We start from the raw sequence: 19,914 nt of genomic DNA on the forward strand, positions 1-19,914 counted from the left end.
AGTCTGAGTCATTACTATATGATATGAGTGGATTGGGCGTATTGCTAATCCAATTTTCAAATCTTTTGACATTCTGTTCTAAAAATAAATATCGCCACCTTTTAGGGGGCGATATTTATTTTTAAGTGAGAGGCTCTCGTATAAAAGCTGATATCAGGTTATGCATCTTCCTGGCATAGGCACTCCGAGAACAATTCAAGTTTTGTTTGCAAAAGTACTTCTAAGCGAGTAATGGAATTAACCATATGCTTTACAGATTTATTTGTTTCTAACATATAAAGAACATCATTTGGTACTGCAGAGAGTGCAACAACCTTCTGAATTTTTTCGCCCTCGGCATTTAAAATGTGAGACAGTGCAGTTTGTTCCAACGCAATAGATTCAATAATATCTGTAATTGCTTGACTCCTTGAAATTCCACTGTTTTTGATTTCTGGCATACCCATTTAAAATTACCCCTTTCAGAATTAAGTTTCGTGCTTTGTGAAGAAATTGAATATTGAATGGATTTTATTTTTATCATAGCCATACCTGGTGCAGATAGTTTTTGTTTGGGGCATAAAAACCGAACCAACTTATTTTTCTCAGGATGTTACTTTGTTGTTATTTCCTTTTCAGCACTGGTTATGATAGTACATAGTATGACGAATGTCCCAAACTTGTGAAGTGGATATAATTTAAATCAGTCAGAATTAAGGTTGTTTTTAGAGAAATTTTAGGATAGCTAACATTTGGGCTAAAAATATATTTATAAAGATGATTTGTCGAGTTAAATCAACCATTTTATGTACAAAAATTTGCTTTAATGCTTGCTGGCTCAGACATTTATTCTTGATTTTAAAAGAATAAGGCTATGTATTAATTCAGTTGGCTTACAAAGGTGGATATTTTCCTTTGGTTAAAACTCCATTAGTCAATGTGGGAATTATTGTTGCATTTGTGTTCCAGTGATGAATTAATAATCAGAAAACATGATTAAATGGCCGGATAATGCACCCAATGCTTGGTACTATACAGCGGTACAAGAAGCAACCAATTCTCATGACTATATACGCATTGAAAACAATTTTGAAAGATGGACAAAAATTCTTCCAAATCCAGATTGGAATGCAATAGAACAGTCAAGGTGAAAAAAAGAAAATGAATTGTGGTGATGGAAGGGTAAATTTACTATGTGTATAATTATTGGATCAAAAGTGAAGCTGGTTGAAATGCAGACAACAGTGACTATGATATGGATAAAATGGAAAGGGTAAAGCTGGTTCACAATACTTTCATTTTTCAGCAGGCGAAGTTATTCATGTCTGAACTGTAGAAAATGGCCTGATTTCACAAAAGGGGTTATGGTATCCTATGCCCGACAATTGGACCTACCCCTGGGGAATCAGCTTCTATTCTTCTGGATTTGGTGATGTATTTTATTTGTTATAAACCACAAAAATAAACTTTTAATGGGAGGCGGTGAGCAAAAATGCTTGCTGCCTCCTTTTTCATAGAATTTCCATGCTGCCTGCGTAAAAGTAGTAATACCCTAAATGGCTTTATAATATAAGAGCGAGTATAACTGAATAATTTTCATGGGATAGAGGTTGATTAGTAGGTGCGTAACAGCTTAAAACTGTACAACCAATGCAGACAAACGAAAGTTTTCCTGCCTAAAAATATTACAGAATAGGTTTCATTTCTCTAACGGGTAGCTGAAATTTGGAATTGTAAGAAAGTATATCCTTATGTGTCAATGGTCTTTATGGATTTTTTCTTTGTTATGAAAAATCTCCTGAATTATGTAACGGGGTCGTTGCTTTGTTTCTAAATAAATTTTTCCTATATATTCGCCTATAATTCCTATGCTTATTAACTGTATACCTCCAATGAACCATAACGACAAAAGGATTGTGGTATACTCTTGAATGAAATTTCCCATTAAACTTGAGGCGAAAAAGTAAACTGACAAAATAATACTAAAAAGAAAAAGCAAAGAACCTAATATTGTAATAAATCGAATGGGTTTAATGGTTAATGAAGTTATACCGTTTAGTGCTAAGCTAATCATCTTACCCAATGTGTATTTAGATTTACCAGCAAAACGCTCATAAACCTGGTAATATACGATGTCACTTTGAAAACCAACCATAGGAATAATTCCTCGTAGAAAAAGATTTATTTCTTTAAAATTCATTAGCTCCTGAATAGCCTTTGAAGATATTAAACGGTAATCAGCATGATGAGGAAGCATCTCGCAGCCAAGTAAACCCATGATTGTGTAAAAACTGTTGGCAGTAATTTTTTTAAAAAAGGAGTCTGCTCTCCTTGAAGTACGAATACCATAAACAATTTCATTTCCATCATAGTATTTATCAATAAACGACTCTATTTTAGTAATATCTTGTTGCAAATCAGCATCCATAGTAATAACAGCATCACACAAAGGCCATACTTCGCTCATGCCTGCTAAAATTGCATTTTGATGACCAAAATTTTTTGAAAGGTTAATACCGACAAATATACAATCCTTCTTACATAGTTTTAAAATAAGTTGCCATGTATTATCCATTGATCCATCATTTACAAAACATATTTTACTCTCATTTGATATTAACTTTTTTTCTGCCAAGCGATTTATTTCCCGTTTTGTTCTTCTGGCCGTTTCTTCAATAACTTCCACTTCATTATAGCAAGGTATTACTAAATATATTATTTTTTCCATAGACTTATCCTCTTGGCTATATGACTTTTAGCACTTACTGTGTTCCCAATTCGCAAGAGCCATAGTCGGTGATGTATTAGATACTACGAATTTTTTAGACCCTTTGAGATATAGCATTAAAAAGCGCTCAATCAGGAAATTCCTGATTGAGCAATTGACTAGAGTTATGCTTTTAATAATCATTAATGACTATTTTTTCTTAATAACAACCTTTTGCTCTGATTCCAACCAGGTAATGGTTGCACCGAGTTTTTCTGAAATAAATCTAATTGGTGTGTATGTCCTGCCACCTTCTATAAAAGCAGGGCTTTCCAGTTTTATTTCTTTTCCGTTTACATAAGCAATTTCTGAGTTGATGTAAATAATAATAATAACTTCTTCACCAAATTTATTATTGCCCTTGATTGTAACTTCTTGTTTTTCTCCGTTCCAGGCCACCACAGCTCCCAAGTTTTCTGCTACATATCTTGCAGGAAGCATTGTTCTGTTATTTTTGATAATGGGAGCAACATCGTTTGCTTTATGTATACCAAAAACACTTGCATTTTTATTACCTATTGTGAAGACTATTTCATTTGAAGTGCTATCTTCAAGTTTAATATCTTCTTTGATCCACTTGGCAAAAAGTGTAGTCGATGCAGATATTTTTGTATTGGCATCATATGCAAATGTGAGCTCTTTATTAGCATACCATCCTTCAAATACAAAGCCTTCTTTTGTTGGTGATGGTATTTCTCCAATTGTTGAACCTTTCTTTATGTTCTTGATTCCAACAGTGGTTCCACCATCTGTATTAAATGTAACAGTAACCGTTGGTGTTGGTGTTGGAGCTGTGCTTTCGTCGCTACTTGAGGAATTTTTCCGAACAATATTGAAGTTCTTCATCATAGTACCGCTATAGTTACCCGTAAAGGTTACAGTTGCAGTTGCCGTACCAACATTGATATTGTTTGAATAAGCAACAGTGTAATCTGTACCTAGGGCAAGGGTAGTTTCACCGTCTTTTATCATAAGAGTTGGCTCTATAGCGCTGCTTCTATGAACATGATTTGGAATATCTGCAATAGTTACACCATTTGGCGTTTCGTTGGAAACGGTTTTTGTAGCTAACGTTGAAAAAGTTGATGATTCAACCGCATTACTTTCAAATCCATTTTCGTCGGCAATATGCTTTGTATAGACTTTATAGCTTGTTTCTGGTGTTAGCCCAGGGAATTCAGAGGAAGTTCCCCAGTTTAAAGAACTACTACTGCTTGTAGCCCTAATAGCGAATTCACATCCATCTAATTCATTTGTGTTTGTAACCTTTGCGGTGGTTGCAGTATATGCGATCACTGGCATTTTTGGTTCATTGTGTTTAAGAGGAACAAACTCTGAGTCAAGTAATATATCTGTATTCTCTGAATTCAAACGAAGTCGTGCCAAAGATTCAAAAGAGGATAATCCCTCATAGCAAAATCCACCTTCAGCATCTGTACCAATTGTTGCATATTCCCAATTAGAAAGAGGGTATGCGTAGGTTCTATTAGACAAGAGATTTGCTACCTTTTTGTTTGTTAAATCCAGCGTAAAGGTAGGCTTTATTTCCTGATACATAGCCTTAAGCTCACCGGCATCGCTAACTCTTGGTATAAGAGATGATGGATTATCATGGCTTACATTTGCAAGTGATACATATGTATCATCAGTTTTTTTCCAGCCATAAAAATCAAAATTGTCTAAGGAAACTTCGGGAAGCACCATACTGTCAATTGTGGCCTCTGGTGTTGCATACATTGTTATTCCAGTCAAGTCAGGTGAACCTGTATTTTCATCAAAGGTTACCTCTACGGTGGGTAAAAGCGTTAGTTTCAGGCTATACGGACTTTCGCTTTTGTCTGTAAGTACGACAGTATAATAAAGATCCGTCAAATCTGGCAAATGGTAGCCTGAATCGTTTAAAGCAGATTCAAAATCTTCACCTACATATGAACTCAGTTGTGGTATAGTAGGAAGTGTAACAGAAGAAGAAGATGAATTTTTTAACAGGGTGTCTTCTACATAAACGCTGACATTGATTTCTGCACCTGTAGTTGCAAGTGTTGTACCCGCTGGTAAGGTCATTTCTGTGTCAATAGGTACAATTTCAAGAGAAGTATCGGGGTATGCTTTGAAGTAATATGTAGTAGGATTCATAGTTGCCGAGTTGTCTTGTACTTTTTCTACAAATGTTACATGCCATGCATATGGTTTTGTGGCGATACGAAGGGAGCCAATTGTACTTGCATATCTGTCCTCGTAAATAACAGTATTTGAATCCGCAGATTCATAATAACGAATGGTTGCATAGTACCAGCCCTCTGCATCTATAGATGTTCCGTCAGTAATTACTTCATCGGTATCTTCACCAATGATAATTGTTTCAGATGCGTAAGCTGTGATGTTTGTGGATACTATGCTTGTGAACATAAGTACAAATGCAAGTAGCCACGAGAATTGTTTTGAAAAGTGATTCATTGAATTTCCTCCTTAACGATTTTATTGTTCTTTGTTATATACTTAATTTACCTTTGGGTAAAATTTAAGCCATAATGATATTAAATAATACAAAACATAAATATGGATAAAAGTGAAAAAATGAGAACCACTCCACCGGATATACCATAAAATACCATGCTGAATTTTTTATCATGATGCTTGTCCAAAAATCTTCCGAAAAGAAGTGAATTTATAATAAAAACAGGTGCAACATACCGAAAATCCATGGTGCAGCCATAGGGGTACTTTATGTTGAATATGATATATGATACCAAAAGTACTGTTGCTGACAACAAAAGATAACTTACCTCTATATCCTTATCTCGCAAGGAGCAAACAACGGAAATCATCATTAAAATGCTTAGTATTGTATATATAAAAAGCATTATGGCAGGTATAGCAACTGCAATGTGAAACCGAAATTCTCCATACAATCCACCCTTTAATAGGTAAAGCCAGAGGTTATAATCTGTGTAGGGATTATTATATATAGGGTTAAACATCTTTGTTATTGGAAATGCTAAGAACCTTTGAAAGTACGAGTAATTCTGTGATATAAATCCCGCAGAACCAACATCGAGCACATAATGAAAAGGCTGATGAAACAAAACAAAATTCCGTATGGCATAAGAAAGGCCGAGAGGTATACTTGCTGCCGCAAAAAGACACAAACCTCTAATTGTTTGAAATAAATTATGTTCTTTAAAGCTTTTTATTAAAGTACATAGCATCAAAATGCCTGTGGAAATTGCCAAAATGGCCACTGACAACTTAGATATCATTCCAAGCGCGAAGGATAGGGCGAGGATAACTGTGTTTTTTGTATTTTGATCTTGATACCATCTAATACTGAAAAGGATAATTAAAGTCATAAAGAATAATGCAATGGCATCGTTATTTACCCTACCACCCATAAGGTAAAAGTTTGGCAAAAAGCCAACCATGCTAAGGGGGATAAAGTTATTTATTTTAAGCTGGTAGCACAGTGACTTTACACAGTAAAGGGTTATGCATGAAAAAATACAAGAAACCACTCTTGCGCAGTTTATGACGTCCATATCACTTGTTAGATGTAAAATTGGTTTAAGGATCAAAATAACAAGAGCGCTTAATATATGATATAGGGGAGGGTGATAAAACTGTCCCTCGTTGCTTGTGGGCAGATGTCCCTCAAGAATATTTAGGATATATGCAGCATGCCCATCGGAATCAATGGAGATATTCTTCAAATCGTGGGGTCTGAGGGTACATGGAGTATAAAGCATATAGCCTATTCGCATAACAAATGCAATCAAAAGAATGTAGCTTGCCAGCTGTTCATGGTCAAAACTTTGGCACAGATTATATCCGCCAATGCAAGCAATGGAAAGTATGAGTAGTATCATACTTATTTGCACATTATTTTGAATGCCAAAGAGAAACACTAAAATATATAATACAAATATACATATACTTAAACAAATACAATTTATTAAATTTGTTCTTTTTAGTGATGTTAAATTCAACATTTAGTTATATTCCTTTTCGGTATTTACCTTCCAAATATTATCCTTGCACTTATTATTTTCTATAATGTTTTTCACACATTCAAAAGCCGTTAGCATGGAATGATCCATATTGTTATAGCGGTGTTGTCCATTTCTTCCTATACAATACAAATTATCAAAACTGTCCAGAAATTGAATGATTTCATGCATATTCTCATATGTTCCGAAATAGGCAGGGTATGCTTTTTCAAGTCTTTCAGTATGTGTGTCTAGAATAGAGTGCGTATCTAAAATTATTCCAGCCTTTACAAGCTCGTCTGCGGCTAACTGAGCCATTTCATTGTCTGATTTGTTCCAAAGGTGGTCACCCTTGGAACAAAAGTATTCAAGACCAAGCCATACAGTTTTTCCAGACTCCCTCACAAGGCTTTCAGACCAATTGTTAAAAATTTGGATTCTGCCCATTGTGACGCTTTTGTCTTGCATATATATCCAGCAGTCATCTGTTTTTATATCCATGCTATTAACCAGGACACCCACAGTTATAAAATCACGATAAACTAAACCATTGGATACTTTTCTTATCGCATCAGGGACACTTTCTATACCTGAAATTAGAGTTTTTATAGGCATGGAGGATATAATGATTTCCGTTTGTTCATATGTTTCCATGCCGGCGTATACATAAGAGACCTCTACAATTTGGTTTTTTTCTGTATGAAACCGGCTGACGTTGCAGTTGAATTTAATTTTACCGCCCATTTTTATAATTTCTTCTGCTACTGCATTCCATAGCTGGCCTGGCCCATAAGGGGGATAGTAAAATTCATCGATTAATGAGGTTTGTGTATTATGGGTGTTTTTTATATTCAGTGCTGACTTATAGCAATCCTTGAATACCTCAAAAATATTTAATCCTTTTACTCGCTGACTACCCCAATCAGGTGATATTTTATCAGGTGAAATTCCCCAGACTTTTTTGGTATAATCCTTAAAGAAAATCTCGTATAGCCTTTTACCAAACCGATTTATATAAAAGTCTTCTAGCGAATTTTCCTCTTTCTTTACCAATTGTGCTTTTATGTAATCTATGAAAATTAACATAAGCTCTTTTAAGCCCAGTGCAGATAAGTTCTTATAATTTAACTTGATCGGATAATCAAAAAAATTTCGATTGAAATATATTTCAGATTTTCTTTTCTTATTGAGTAGGGGAACCTGTGGAACAGTTTGCCACCATTTTGTAATGAAGTCACATTTTGAATAAAATCTATGTCCCCCTAAATCCATATAATTTTCGTTGTGGCAAACAGTACAGGCAATGCCGCCGATTCTGTTCGTTTTCTCCAGAATTGTGACCTCATATTCATCTGATTTTTTTAAAATTTCATAAGCAGCCGTAAGGCCAGCAGGGCCTGCACCGATTATAGTTATTTTTTTCATTACAAGCCTTCCGCCTTTCTATATAAAAAACCGCAGTTGTTGTTAAATACTTCAGTATACTCCGCCATTATAATCTCTGAAAGTTCAGAGGATATATTTGTATTGTTGATTGGGAAGTAAGACAAAATCCATTTTGGTTTGTTCTCCTTTACATAATAGGTACAATACTTCTCTATATCCGGGTCTGTTTTAGCCATCCATGTTTGCATTGTAAAATATTTGCAAGGCGTATATAAATCTACCTCATAAATGAACATGGAGGGCATATTGAATGCAAAGCAGTCTTTCTTTTCATCATGGGGTATTACATCATACATTTGATGTGCTTTCCTTTTATACTCCATAATATAGCTTTTTTTCTCTGCTACTTCCGTTCCCAAAAAGCTATTAAGAAACATTAATGGCAAAATCAATAAAAGAGCAATTACAGCTTTGGAATTTTTTTTGGAGTTCATTCCGAATTTAATGATAAATACAACAGAATATGAGCTTAGGGGTGCAAGTAGCGTCCAATAATATATAAATGGGCGCCTACTTATCAGTATTGCTAGGGAAATAATCGTGGAAGAAAGGATAATAAAATTTCCCATATTTATTTCGTCACTAGAATAACAAATGCACATTGCAACAATAATTAATCCAAAAGCAATAAAAAAACATAAAAGCTGTTGGTTATTGCCATTGGGAATCAGACGGAATGCTTCGATACCAACTTTGCAATAATTTATGTTGTGTAAAAATGTTGCATAAAACATATCGTATAGCGTTCCCATACTTAAATGATAAATCATTATAGGCAGCGTTACGGTTAGAAGCCCTAAACAGCCAAAAATAAATACAGTTTTGATAGAATTTCGACTTTTTTTAATAATATAAAGCCCTATGAAAAGGATAACCGATACAATTAAGGCAACATTATTTGGGCGTAAAAAGGTTACGAAAGCCAAACATAAGCCTAGTATGTATATCATAGATGGGCTCAGTGTTTTATCTCGTTGCCATTTGTCGAAAACGAAAAGGGAAATTACGCAAAAAAAATTACTATATTCTTCTGTGTAGTTTCCGCCGTTAAATAAGGTTACGGTAATCCAAATATAAACTAGAGGTGCACAAAAGGAGCAAGGATGACCTATATTCCGATTTGCAATTTTATATAGAATTGATGCGGAAATTGTAATTAGGCAAAGTTCAGTTATCCATATTCCTATAGTTCCTTCCATCAAAAGCTGGGGAAGCATATTAATAATAAAAATAATGGGGCCTTTATGATCGAAAAGGCTTGCATAAAGAGGTTCGCCTTGTGCCATTGCTTTGCCTATTACGAGATACATTCCGCTGTCTACACCCAAATATTGGGAAAAGGGGCTGGTATTATATGCAAAAAACAGCATAAACAAAGTAGACGCTACAATTAGAATGATATATGAAATTGCTGTAGTTCTATTTTTTTGCATATCAGTCTCCCGTTATGATTTGTTGCTTTTTTGATAATTCTTTTTTCTAAGTGCTTAGCTTTTTCTATCTTCCTTCATTGATTGAAAGCCCATCAAAAATCCGGGAATAAGGTTTTGAGGCTGATGTAACGCTTGGTTATAAAGCAACACAGACTGACGATAGATATCTTGGCTTCGTGTGAGAATAAATTTTATATTCTGCTCATCGCAACCGTCTATTGTCTGCAGATGTTTCCTACGGCAGGCGGACAGCTGGCTTTGTGCACTTTTCATCGTATCTTTTCTGGTTTTAAGTTCTTGATACACTACCCAAAACCATAGTGATAAAAATGCTGATGTGGCTGAAAAAGCAATGATAGAGGCAATTAATGTACTCAGGCTACATACCTTCTTTCACGTTATAGTTTGCGGAATCAAAACCATTTTTTATAATTTTATTATGCCAAAAATTTTTGGAATAGGTTTATGTTTGCGCAAAATGTCGCAGAATTTGACCTGAAATGTAATAAATACTAGAAATAATAAAATTTTTATGATAGATTTAATCTAAATATCTTAATTTTTGGGAGCTGACGTGATATGAAAATTGCAGTTTGTGATGACGACTCACAGGAACTTGCTCGAATTTCTACATTTGTTGATACATACCGACTGAATAAAAGGGTCGGCTTAATATGCAAGACATTTCAAAATGCTACAGAACTTCTGATCACTTTCAATCGTTCAGATTACGACATTTTGTTTTTGGACATTCTCATGCCAGGGTTGACTGGAATGGAGGCTGCTCATGAGATTCGTAGTTTTGACAAGGAAGTAAAAATTGTTTTTCTGACATCTTCGCCTGAATTTGCAGTAGAAAGCTATGAAGTTAAGTCATATGACTATATTTTAAAGCCAGTTTCTAAGGAAAAACTTTATTCTCTCCTGGATGCAGTGATTGCTGAGGAACAAAAACCGTTAGAGGGTCTGACGGTTAAGACGAAGTCGGGTTTGACACGCATTTTGTTCTCTAACCTTGCTTTTATTGAAGTGATAAACAAAAAGCTGTATTTCAACCTTGCAGACGGTAGTGTAAGGGAGGTGACCTCCACTTTGGCGGAATTGGAGGACAAGCTTTTGACTCTCCCTGAGTTTGTCAAGGTACATCGTTCTTATATTGTAAATCTATGGCAGGTGGGAGAGCTTAGGCCTAAAGAGCTTATTACGCTTGCGGGCAAAAGTGTACCCATTTCACGTCTGCTCAGTGGGAAGGTGCGGGAGATATATATGAAGCATTTGTTTCTGGAAAAAGGAGTAGAGTGATGACTGCTTTTTCAGGGATTTTAATATGTACCACAATCCTGTTTGGCATAATTGCCCAGATGCTTCTTTTAGATACCAACATTAAAAACCTAGAAGGTAGAAAACGAATATTTTTCGTGGTAAGCAATTTCCTGGTTTTAGGGGGAAATATGGTGCTTTCCCTTGTTTTGCCTACGAGCCAACATATGAAACTATATGTATTGGTTATTCATGTGCCCATCTTTTTTATTTTTTGGATTTCCACCAAAACATCAGCAGTAAAAGTAATTTTCGCATTACTTACTGCCGTTTTTATGATTTATCCAGCAAATATGGTGTTGACTATAATTTCTCACCCGCTGAGATGGCTTTATCCAGTAGGTCTTTATTTTATCTACATAGGTGTTTGTGTCACGCTGTTGTGGATTATAAAGCGTTTTTTCAAAATATATTTTTATGATCTAAACAGATACTGTAGCAATTTTAGCTTTATAAAGCTTTGCCTTCTTCCGTTAACGTATAATATAGGCAACTACTGGCTTGGGATGTATGGGTTTCCTAATGCTAATTCAGCAGAAATTTTTCTACAGCGGAATTTGATATTTGTAGTAACCCTTATTTCATACATTCTGATTTTTGATATTGCAAAATCAGTTCGTGAGAAGGAGGCCTTAGAGGGAGCAAAATTGGCCCTAACCATGTTGCTAGAGAGTGGGAATAAGCAGCTAGCTGCCCTCCAAGCTACACAGGCGCAGGCGGCTGTATACCGCCATGATATGAGGCATCATCTTTCTTTGATCGGCGGGTATCTGGCAGATGGCAACAGCAAAAAAGCGGAGGAATATGTTAGGCTTGCCCAAGAGGATATAGAAACAATTACGCCTAATCTTTATTGCGGGAACAATACCGTCAACCTTATTCTGAGCTCGTTTGCAGCAAAAGCGAAAAAATATGGCATCGTTTTTTCAGTGGATGCCCAACTGCCCCATTCGTTATCAATTTCCGATACCGAACTTTGTGCCCTGTTATCAAACGCTTTGGAAAACGCCACAGGAGCGGCTAAGGAAGTAATGGATGAAAAATTTAGAAATGTACGAGTCAGTTGTCATATCCATAAGAGGAATTTATTGATTTTAGTTGAGAACAGCTTTACTGGAAAAGTAACAATGGAAAATGGGTTGCCCCAAAGCCACTGTGAAGGCCATGGTCTGGGTGTGAAAAGTATAAGGATGATTGCTGAGAAGCATGGGGGCTTTTGTTCCTTTGAGGCAAGGGACGAAATATTTACCCTTAGAATTGTTTTGCCCCAAGAAAGTTGACCCATTAAGAGGGGCAGACTTGGTTAAATGTGTCAATACCGGGAGCAAGGCAACGTTTAGAATATCCTGTATTAAAATGAAAAGTTTAGAAATCAGTGGTTTTTATGAGAGGGTATTTGAAAACCTGATGTAAAAGTATATTTTTTTTGAGCTTAATGAAAGTAAACAACCTTGTCTAGGGTAGACAAGGTTGTTTGATGGTGATGATTAAAGTATGAAAAGGTCTTGAATTAAAGCCTTTTTCTTCTTTTGTAAAGGGAAGAAGATTGGTTTATGATACAAGATGGATTTTATGAATTAAGGTTAAGGTGTAATTACAAAACTATGGATATATACTCTTGTTGTGAGGGTTGTTACTCTACATTAAAACAGTAGATTTATCAAATTTAAGATGTGTGGAGAGGGAGGCGGGCAGAAACCTTAAATAGTGCTGCCCGTCGAATACTGCAATTATAGAAAACAAGTCATTTGTCTACAAAAATTGGAATTATTCCCAAATGCTAAAAATTATTAATATTGTGTCTGAAGAAAGATATCTTGTATTAATCTTTCAAAATTTTCTTTTTGGGAATGTTTATTGCCTCTGTAAGTGAGTGGTGAACTTAAGGTTTTATTCAATAAATTAGCATCAAGAAAATTTATTTGACAAAATTCATTCTTTTCATATAAATCTTTCAACGTTTTGCCTATTTCTAAAAGGGCTTCATAATGTGTACCGTTGGAAAACCCCATAATTTTTGAGTCATCAATGAAGTCACTAAAAAAGAAAAGAGATTTGGCAAGCCAACCTTCCTCGGCTGAGCTACCATCAGTAGTGTTTGTCAAAACAAAGTTCAAATAGTCTGTAAATTCTGTAAAAAAACCCGTATTGGTTTTTATTCCTAGAATAGGATACCATAATCCTTTGATTTTTCCATTGTTAGTGCCTGAAGAACTATAATATGCTAATGTTACCCGTTCAACCCCATCACTATATGAAATGGATACTTCGATTAAACCTATCATTCTAAAGTGTTTCATTGAGTATATATTAGCGCAAAAACTATTTTTGTGAATTTCCGTAATACAAGGTGAGTTATTCATAATACGCCCCCCTGTTTAAATTATTTATAATATAAACCATATGGCTTAGAAATTAATTTTCAACCATATGGTTTATCATTAAATACCGATTTCATTTTTAATTTGATTCAACTCATTCTCTATCTCTTCAATGCTCATAAAGCTATCGTCTACAGCCATAAGTTTTTTTAGAAATTTTTTTTCATGGTCAGTAATGTTAAGTTCATCAAACCAAGGCTGTTCTTTTAAGCCTAAGTCCTCATAACACGAAGTATAGAACAAATGGATTAAAAAATCTCCTAGATACCAAAAATCTGCTTGTTGAGTGTATTTTTTATGATCTATATATCTAGCTAAGCCAAAATCTATTAAAACAATATCGTTATTTTCTTTTATTATTACATTGGGTGGCCTTATATCTCTGTGCACAATATTGTTTTGTTGCAATATAGAAATAATTTCTAAAAGCTGTGAGGCAATTGTATAGATTTGACTCTTAGGAAATACATAGTCTTCATCCATTAACAAATCTTCAAGAACTACACCCGGTATATATTCTAAAACATACCCTTGCAATTCTTTCTCATCTATTTTTTCAATAAAAGTAGGAAATTTCTCATCATTTAGATTTTTTAATATCTCTTGTTCGTAAAACAATTTACTTTTGCTAGACTTTAGCATATCATTCTTAAGTTGCTTAATTATACATTTGCCTAATTTATCAGTTTCTGCTAAATAAACGATGCCATATCGTCCTTCGCCAACTATGCTTATTATGGTGTAATCTTTTATTTTTTCCCCTGGAGCATAATACTTATCCATATGGCAGCACTTCTTTTATCTTTATAAAACTATCTGCTGTAGCTATAGGAGCGACTGGATCTACTTGATGCACTGGAGCGACTAGCCCTTCTGTAGTAAACATGGCCTTTTGTGGATTCGGATTTTTCACTTTTCATAATAACCCTCCTTACATTTATTATTCAAGTTAAATACAGTTGACTTATAGACTTCTATTCTGCATTTCAGATTTGGATTAGCTATACTTTATTTTATGTTATTCTTGTACATTTTGTTACTATAGGGCCTCTAGCTGGCTTTAGTCCATTTGTGTCTTACTGATATAGGAATTTGATCAGTTCAAATGGGGCTGATTAATGAGGAAATGGATGTTTGATGGATTATGAAAACTAGAAATTTACATCCCTTATAGTTATAAAGGACTAAATATATAAACGACTCCACAGGAACTGTCATTATAAATTTGAACCTAAGAGAGGCTATTTAACAGGATAATGATTTAACATTCGTAGTTATACTAGGTTATTTGAACCCTAACTTTCAATTTGTGAGTTGGCAAGTAAAAACATATATAAAGAACTTTTTTTAGAGGCGATATTGCTATGTTTTAATCAGGATGTATGTAAAAATGCGACATCATGCAGGGAGGGGCAGAACCAATTAAATTGGTTCTGCCCCTCTGAAATAATGACTAGTCTTTTTAAAAGTTTTAGACTCCATGGTACATAATGTGCTTATCTTGTCCCTAAAAAAGTTTGCTCATTGACTCGGTTTAAGTAATTTAAAACGAAAGATTACAAGACTTACCAAATGGGCTTTTCTTCGTCTACCAAAATAATATCTGTGTGTACACCTCTTAATTTTGGTGTTATAACTTGATCAACATGCATATGACCAAAGTACCATTTTTTAAATCTTGAGGATTTCTCTATGAAATGATACCACTCCTCAAGATGTGTGGGAAAATTATAGTCTTTGTCAATCTGTTTAAACCTAGAGATGTATTCTCTGGCAAATAAAGGTGTTTCATGAGTAATGATATAATCAATTTCACTATATTTTTCAACAAGTTGTTTTCTGCCATGTTGGATTTCTTCTAGGGTAGGTTCTTCTTCTTTCCACCAGCTTATTCCTTCCTCACGCCTATCTTTATCAACTGAGCGGGCGCCGCCAAATGTGAAAAAATTACTACCGTAAATAGAGTAAACTTCACCACGCATTAAGTGGTATACGCGTTCGCCTACTCGGTGCACCTTTCCACCATTCCACTGGCAAATTTCCAAATTATTTAATAGCGCATGATTTTCATGATTGCCATCAACAAATACCATCGTGCCAGGGAAAATCTGCTGTAAAGTTTCGATTCCATAAGAAAAATCCTCATTCCAAACATAACCTGCATCTCCGGTAATAATTAAAATATCATGTTTCTTTAATTCTGCTTTTTCGGCAAGACTAAACAAAGGAAGAAATGTTCCGTGTTTATCTCCCGTAATTAAAATTCTTCCTGTCATACATTCCCCCAAATTATTTTCTATAGTAATATATCCCATTTTTTTCTTCACGCTTGATTTTACCTGTGAAAAACAAATATTGCAAATGAGAGATGGCTTCCCCTGTCGCAAACCATTTTTGAGGCTGAGGAAAATCCTCCCAATCCTTGCAGTCTATTTCCCATGTCATATCTCTTGCAACCATGTAACTTGTTTTCCATTGAGTGCCTAAAACTGTCAGAACTTCTTCCAAGCGTTCTTGGTGATGCAGTTGTAATTCCTTAATACGTGCATACATATCATCTATTGGTGTTCCATGGGATGTAAGCAACAACTGTACATCTAGTTTTTCTATCTTTGCAAGGCTATCTAAATAATCTTTTAATGGGTTTTCTACACCCAATTCTATACAGATATTTGGTGTAATGGTACCTAAAATATGGTCACCACAAAACAAAATTTTCTTGTTAGCATCATATAAACAGGCGTGTCCAGGTGTATGACCGGGTGTCAAAATCACCTCAAGCTCCAAGTCAGCATATTGTAACACATCCCCTTCAGTGACATATTTAAAATCTACTCTTGCATCGTGACAATATTTTCTGCCTGGGTGGATGTCTGTATTTCTTCCAAACTCTGCCTTGGGAAAGCCGTATTTTACAAACAAGTCATCTAATATTCGCCAATAAAGGTTTCCTACTTCAAAATTGATCAGTTCTCCATCTGTTTCACTAGCGAAAATTTTGCTTGATCTTGTAGAAAATTTCGGAACCAGACCACAATGGTCTGAGTGCAAATGGGTAATGAACAAATCTGTGTTGGTGATTCCTAACTCCGAAAAGGCGGTTTTCAAAGCCTCCTCGCACTCGGGTCTATTGAAGCCTGTATCGATCAAAAGATTTTTTTCCCCTGTGATAATATAGGCGTTAATTTCACGCAGTGGATTATTTGGTAATGGCACTACTTTTCTGTAAACATTATCCGCTACTTGTGTAAGCATAGTACTCCCTCCTGAATCTAATGGATTTCTTATACAAAGATGTAACGCTAATTATAACATACCCGTCAACTTCTGCATAGCATTGGTGATTGTTAATTGAGGTCTTTTATTCTTGTGTTCCACCTTTGCCATATTGGAGAGCTTTGACGGTCTTTATGCTTTCACTTCTTGCAGATTATTCGCAAACATTCACATTTTGGTCAAGACATAAAGGGAAATATTTACTCTGAAAATTAAAACCTTTTAAATCCTATACAGAATTAAATGAACAAAACTACTCTGCAAGCTTTTGTGAGACAACAAAGGCATTTTTTTTTGCAATCCCAACATTAGGACTGTACATTTGAAATTTGGGATATTTTTGTCTAAAAACGATAGAAAATGTTTCTTAACCATAGTAATATTTCTTTTAATGAGAAAAATTAAGGCAAAACAATTATCTGAAAATTATATTTTAGGAAGGAAAGAAGTATAAAAAAATAAAAAATGGTATTAAAGGAGTAGAAAAATAGCATTTTCAGATTATTGCCACTTTATTGTATATATAGTATAATAAACAAACAAAGAAGGGGAATTTAATAGTGCAAAAAAAGGGTTTATTTGATTTTATAAAATAAAATACATATTAATTTTACATAAAAAAGTCGAATTTTAAAAAATAATGGTTAATTTTTTTACAATTCCTTAAATGAAAAAGTACTCTTTTATCTGTAAATGATTCTAAAATAAAGTTTACTTTAGAGAAACAAAAAAGGGTCTAAATTTTCTAACCAATAGATGGGATAAATTTCAAAATGGGCTTATGGCAGAAAAATTCATTTGTCCATGATAGATGCTTACATCGAAATGTGAAAGGATGGGTTATTCTGAATACAATCGATAATAACGACTTTATGATTCTAAATAGCATTGTTTATAAAATACATACCAATACTGATTTTTTAGCAATGAGAAAAGAACTTTTGGAACAATTAAAAATGATAATGGACTTTGACAGTGCAGATTTTCACCTCTCAAAAGGTGATGGTAGCACGTCTTTGGTATCTCGTGTTTCCTATAACAACAATAGTTCTCTAGACTTTTCTAGAGAATATGAAGCCATTGATTATAGTCAGGGGATACTGGGGACTGGAAAAAGTATGGTCTACCGTGAAACAGACATCATATCTGACGAGAAAAGGGTTGAAACGGAGTATTATAAAAATGTATACGAAGTGAATAATTGGCACTACTCATTACAACTCATACTGGGTTATGACGAACGTTTTCTGGGAGTGATCACATTTTACAGAAATAAAGAAAAAGAAGATTTTAAATATATGGATGTATTTAAAATGCAACTGGTAAAGGATCATCTTGCCTATAGAATATTTAAAGAGCAAGAAAGTGCAACAAAGTATGGAGATAAAATATCCATACAAGATGCAGTGGAATTATTCGGATTAACGAAAAGAGAAAGTTCCATATTGGAATTGTTAATGAGTGGCTATAGCAACGAGGAAATTTGCAATCAGAGTGCCATTTCCAACAATACATTAAAAAAACATGTTTTGAATATCTATCGAAAGCTAGGCATTAAAAACAGAGTACAATTGTTTCGCATGATAAAAGAAACATAAGTCAAAGAGTTTGGATAAATGAGATTTGTGTGTCATTGCAATCCATTTTCAATGGAGTGAAATGAGTTCAAATAAGATCAGAGGGTTATGAACCATGAAATGCCATAATCTTCTATGGGGTGAAATTCTATTCGCATTTAAATCAAATTGAGGTGATAATCCCAGAGAAAAAGTACCGTTTATCTTGTCTATGATGAAAAGAGTGGAGGGGTAAAAAACATTTATAGGATCAGCGTGTAAATAGATTGCGTTACACAAAGAAGATGTGCAAGGTATTTAGGTGACTATAGTATAATGACTAGGGAGGAATACATATGAAATTTGAGGAAACAAGCAAGTATTTAGAAAGAATTTTAGGTTATATTCATTCAGACGAAATCGATAATGCAGACAAAGAATTGATGACAAAAGAAACAATGCACCACTTTGATAACTACGTTAGTCCTGGTTGGTTAAAATATCGTAAATCTGTATCTACAAATTCAGCTATGTTAGAGTGGCAAGACCATGATAGTAGCGTTGAAAGTTTGTATGGCGAAGAATTCATTGACTGCTTGGGTGGTTTTGGTATATATACTTGTGGACATAGAAATCAATATATTGTTGATACAGTAAAAGCCCAGCTGGATCACCAGGCACTTCATTCTCAAGAGTTATTGGATCCCCTTCGTGGCTATCTTGCAAAAGCTGTTTCTGAAATCACACCTGGAGATTTGCAATATTGCTTCTTTACAAATGGTGGTGCAGAGGCAAATGAAATGGCATTAAAATTAGCAAGAGTTGCAACAGGTGGCCGTTGGTATATTTCTACTGTAAATGCCTTCCATGGTAAGTCTATGGGTGCAGTTTCCATGGGCGGTAAAGGTACATATAGAACACCATATACACCAATGGTGCAACAGGTTGTTCATGTTGAATATGGTAATGCAGAAGATGCAAGAAAAGCAATTAAAAACTTAATTGCTGTTGGAGAAAAGGTTGCTGCGTTTATTGTGGAACCTGTGCAAGGTGAAGCGGGCATTATCATTCCACCAGCTGGATACCTAAAAGAACTTAGAGAAATTTGTGACGAATACAATGTGGCACTGATTTTTGACGAAATTCAGACAGGTATGGGACGTACAGGTCATATGTGGAGATGTGAGGGAGAAGACGTTGTTCCTGATATTTTGACTTTTGGTAAAGCATTTGGCGGTGGCGTTATGCCAATTACAGGTTTGATTTGCCGTCCTCATATGTGGACACAAGATTTGATTGACAATCCTTGGCTTCTTGGATCTCCTACATTCGGCGGAAACCCTGTTTGCTGTTCCGCAGCGTTGGCAACCATCAAATATATGATCGACAATGATATCCCCGGCGAATGTGCAAGAAAGGGAGAATTGTTCAAAGTTGGCCTTGATGCATTAAAAGTTAAATATGCTGATTTAATTGATGATGTACGTGGCATTGGTTTAATGCTTGCAGTTGAATTTAAAACTTCTGAAATCGGTTATGAAGTGGCAAAGGGCATGTTTGCTCGTAAAGTAATCACAGCTGGTACATTGGTAAATGCGAAATGTGTTCGTTTTGAACCAGCTGCAGTTATTACAGAGGAGCAAATTGCACAGGTTCTTGAACGCATGGATGCTGCTTTGGCAGACACAAGAGCATCCTTATAATCCTATTAAAACATAATTGAAAAGAATCTCATCCCCCACAGGTAAGCAAATATTTTCATGTGGGGGAGAT

The 19,914-nt window shown here is 34.9% G+C and carries 15 protein-coding genes; 4 read left to right on the forward strand and 11 right to left on the reverse strand.

Annotated features, from left to right (window positions below; genetic code table 11):
* Window positions 1-158: 158 nt before the first annotated feature.
* From ABVZ64_RS11425 to ABVZ64_RS11455, 7 genes are all read right to left on the reverse strand, one after another.
* Window positions 159-446 (reverse strand): alpha-helical endospore appendage domain-containing protein, encoded by a 288-nt coding sequence (locus tag ABVZ64_RS11425; RefSeq protein ID WP_352401141.1) that lies wholly within the window; start codon window positions 444-446, stop codon window positions 159-161.
* 1,289 nt (window positions 447-1,735) lie between these two features.
* Window positions 1,736-2,707, reverse strand: a complete 972-nt coding sequence (locus ABVZ64_RS11430) for a glycosyltransferase family 2 protein (protein ID WP_352401142.1) — start codon at window positions 2,705-2,707, stop codon at window positions 1,736-1,738.
* Between the two features lie 189 nt (window positions 2,708-2,896).
* On the reverse strand, window positions 2,897-5,203 hold the full coding sequence (locus ABVZ64_RS11435) for a stalk domain-containing protein (RefSeq protein ID WP_352401143.1): 2,307 nt from the start codon (window positions 5,201-5,203) through the stop codon (window positions 2,897-2,899).
* A gap of 80 nt (window positions 5,204-5,283) precedes the next feature.
* On the reverse strand, window positions 5,284-6,609 hold the full coding sequence (locus tag ABVZ64_RS11440) for an ArnT family glycosyltransferase (protein ID WP_352401144.1): 1,326 nt from the start codon (window positions 6,607-6,609) through the stop codon (window positions 5,284-5,286).
* 123 nt (window positions 6,610-6,732) lie between these two features.
* Window positions 6,733-8,154, reverse strand: a complete 1,422-nt coding sequence (locus ABVZ64_RS11445; RefSeq protein ID WP_352401145.1) for an NAD(P)/FAD-dependent oxidoreductase — start codon at window positions 8,152-8,154, stop codon at window positions 6,733-6,735.
* Window positions 8,154-9,608 carry a glycosyltransferase family protein gene (locus ABVZ64_RS11450; protein ID WP_352401146.1) on the reverse strand — a complete coding sequence of 485 codons (1,455 nt, stop codon included), beginning with the start codon at window positions 9,606-9,608 and terminating at the stop codon, window positions 8,154-8,156. The genes ABVZ64_RS11445 and ABVZ64_RS11450 overlap by 1 nt, the downstream gene beginning before the upstream one ends.
* A gap of 54 nt (window positions 9,609-9,662) precedes the next feature.
* Entirely contained in the window at window positions 9,663-9,881 is a 219-nt protein-coding gene (locus ABVZ64_RS11455) for a hypothetical protein (RefSeq protein ID WP_352401147.1), read from the reverse strand.
* A 306-nt stretch (window positions 9,882-10,187) separates the two neighbouring features.
* Between ABVZ64_RS11455 and ABVZ64_RS11460 the strand changes: the two genes are divergently transcribed.
* Window positions 10,188-10,910 carry a LytR/AlgR family response regulator transcription factor gene (locus tag ABVZ64_RS11460; protein WP_352401148.1) on the forward strand — a complete coding sequence of 241 codons (723 nt, stop codon included), beginning with the start codon at window positions 10,188-10,190 and terminating at the stop codon, window positions 10,908-10,910.
* Complete coding sequence (locus tag ABVZ64_RS11465; protein WP_352401149.1) at window positions 10,910-12,208, forward strand: ATP-binding protein; 1,299 nt, start codon at window positions 10,910-10,912, stop codon at window positions 12,206-12,208. Before ABVZ64_RS11460 ends, ABVZ64_RS11465 begins: the two co-directional genes overlap by 1 nt.
* 510 nt (window positions 12,209-12,718) lie before the next feature.
* Here ABVZ64_RS11465 and ABVZ64_RS11470 read toward each other — a convergent pair.
* The 4 genes from ABVZ64_RS11470 to ABVZ64_RS11485 all read right to left on the reverse strand — a co-directional run bounded on the left by ABVZ64_RS11470 (window position 12,719) and on the right by ABVZ64_RS11485 (window position 16,564).
* Entirely contained in the window at window positions 12,719-13,291 is a 573-nt protein-coding gene (locus tag ABVZ64_RS11470; protein ID WP_352401150.1) for a hypothetical protein, read from the reverse strand.
* A 78-nt stretch (window positions 13,292-13,369) separates the two neighbouring features.
* Window positions 13,370-14,092: a serine/threonine protein kinase gene (locus ABVZ64_RS11475; protein ID WP_352401151.1), complete on the reverse strand. Its 723-nt coding sequence runs from the start codon at window positions 14,090-14,092 to the stop codon at window positions 13,370-13,372.
* Window positions 14,093-14,874: 782 nt separating this feature from the next.
* Window positions 14,875-15,585, reverse strand: coding sequence for a metallophosphoesterase (locus tag ABVZ64_RS11480; protein WP_352401152.1), 711 nt, complete (start codon window positions 15,583-15,585; stop codon window positions 14,875-14,877).
* Between the two features lie 13 nt (window positions 15,586-15,598).
* Window positions 15,599-16,564 carry an MBL fold metallo-hydrolase gene (locus ABVZ64_RS11485; RefSeq protein WP_352401153.1) on the reverse strand — a complete coding sequence of 322 codons (966 nt, stop codon included), beginning with the start codon at window positions 16,562-16,564 and terminating at the stop codon, window positions 15,599-15,601.
* A 794-nt stretch (window positions 16,565-17,358) separates the two neighbouring features.
* On the opposite strand from ABVZ64_RS11485, the gene ABVZ64_RS11490 reads away from it, so the two are divergent.
* Both ABVZ64_RS11490 and ABVZ64_RS11495 read left to right on the forward strand, forming a co-directional pair.
* Entirely contained in the window at window positions 17,359-18,183 is an 825-nt protein-coding gene (locus ABVZ64_RS11490) for a helix-turn-helix domain-containing protein (protein ID WP_352401154.1), read from the forward strand.
* A gap of 314 nt (window positions 18,184-18,497) precedes the next feature.
* Complete coding sequence (locus ABVZ64_RS11495) at window positions 18,498-19,844, forward strand: putrescine aminotransferase (protein WP_352401155.1); 1,347 nt, start codon at window positions 18,498-18,500, stop codon at window positions 19,842-19,844.
* Window positions 19,845-19,914 lie beyond the last annotated feature (70 nt).

This window comes from Anaerotignum sp. (assembly GCF_040307045.1).
Classification (GTDB): domain Bacteria; phylum Bacillota; class Clostridia; order Lachnospirales; family Anaerotignaceae; genus Chakrabartyella.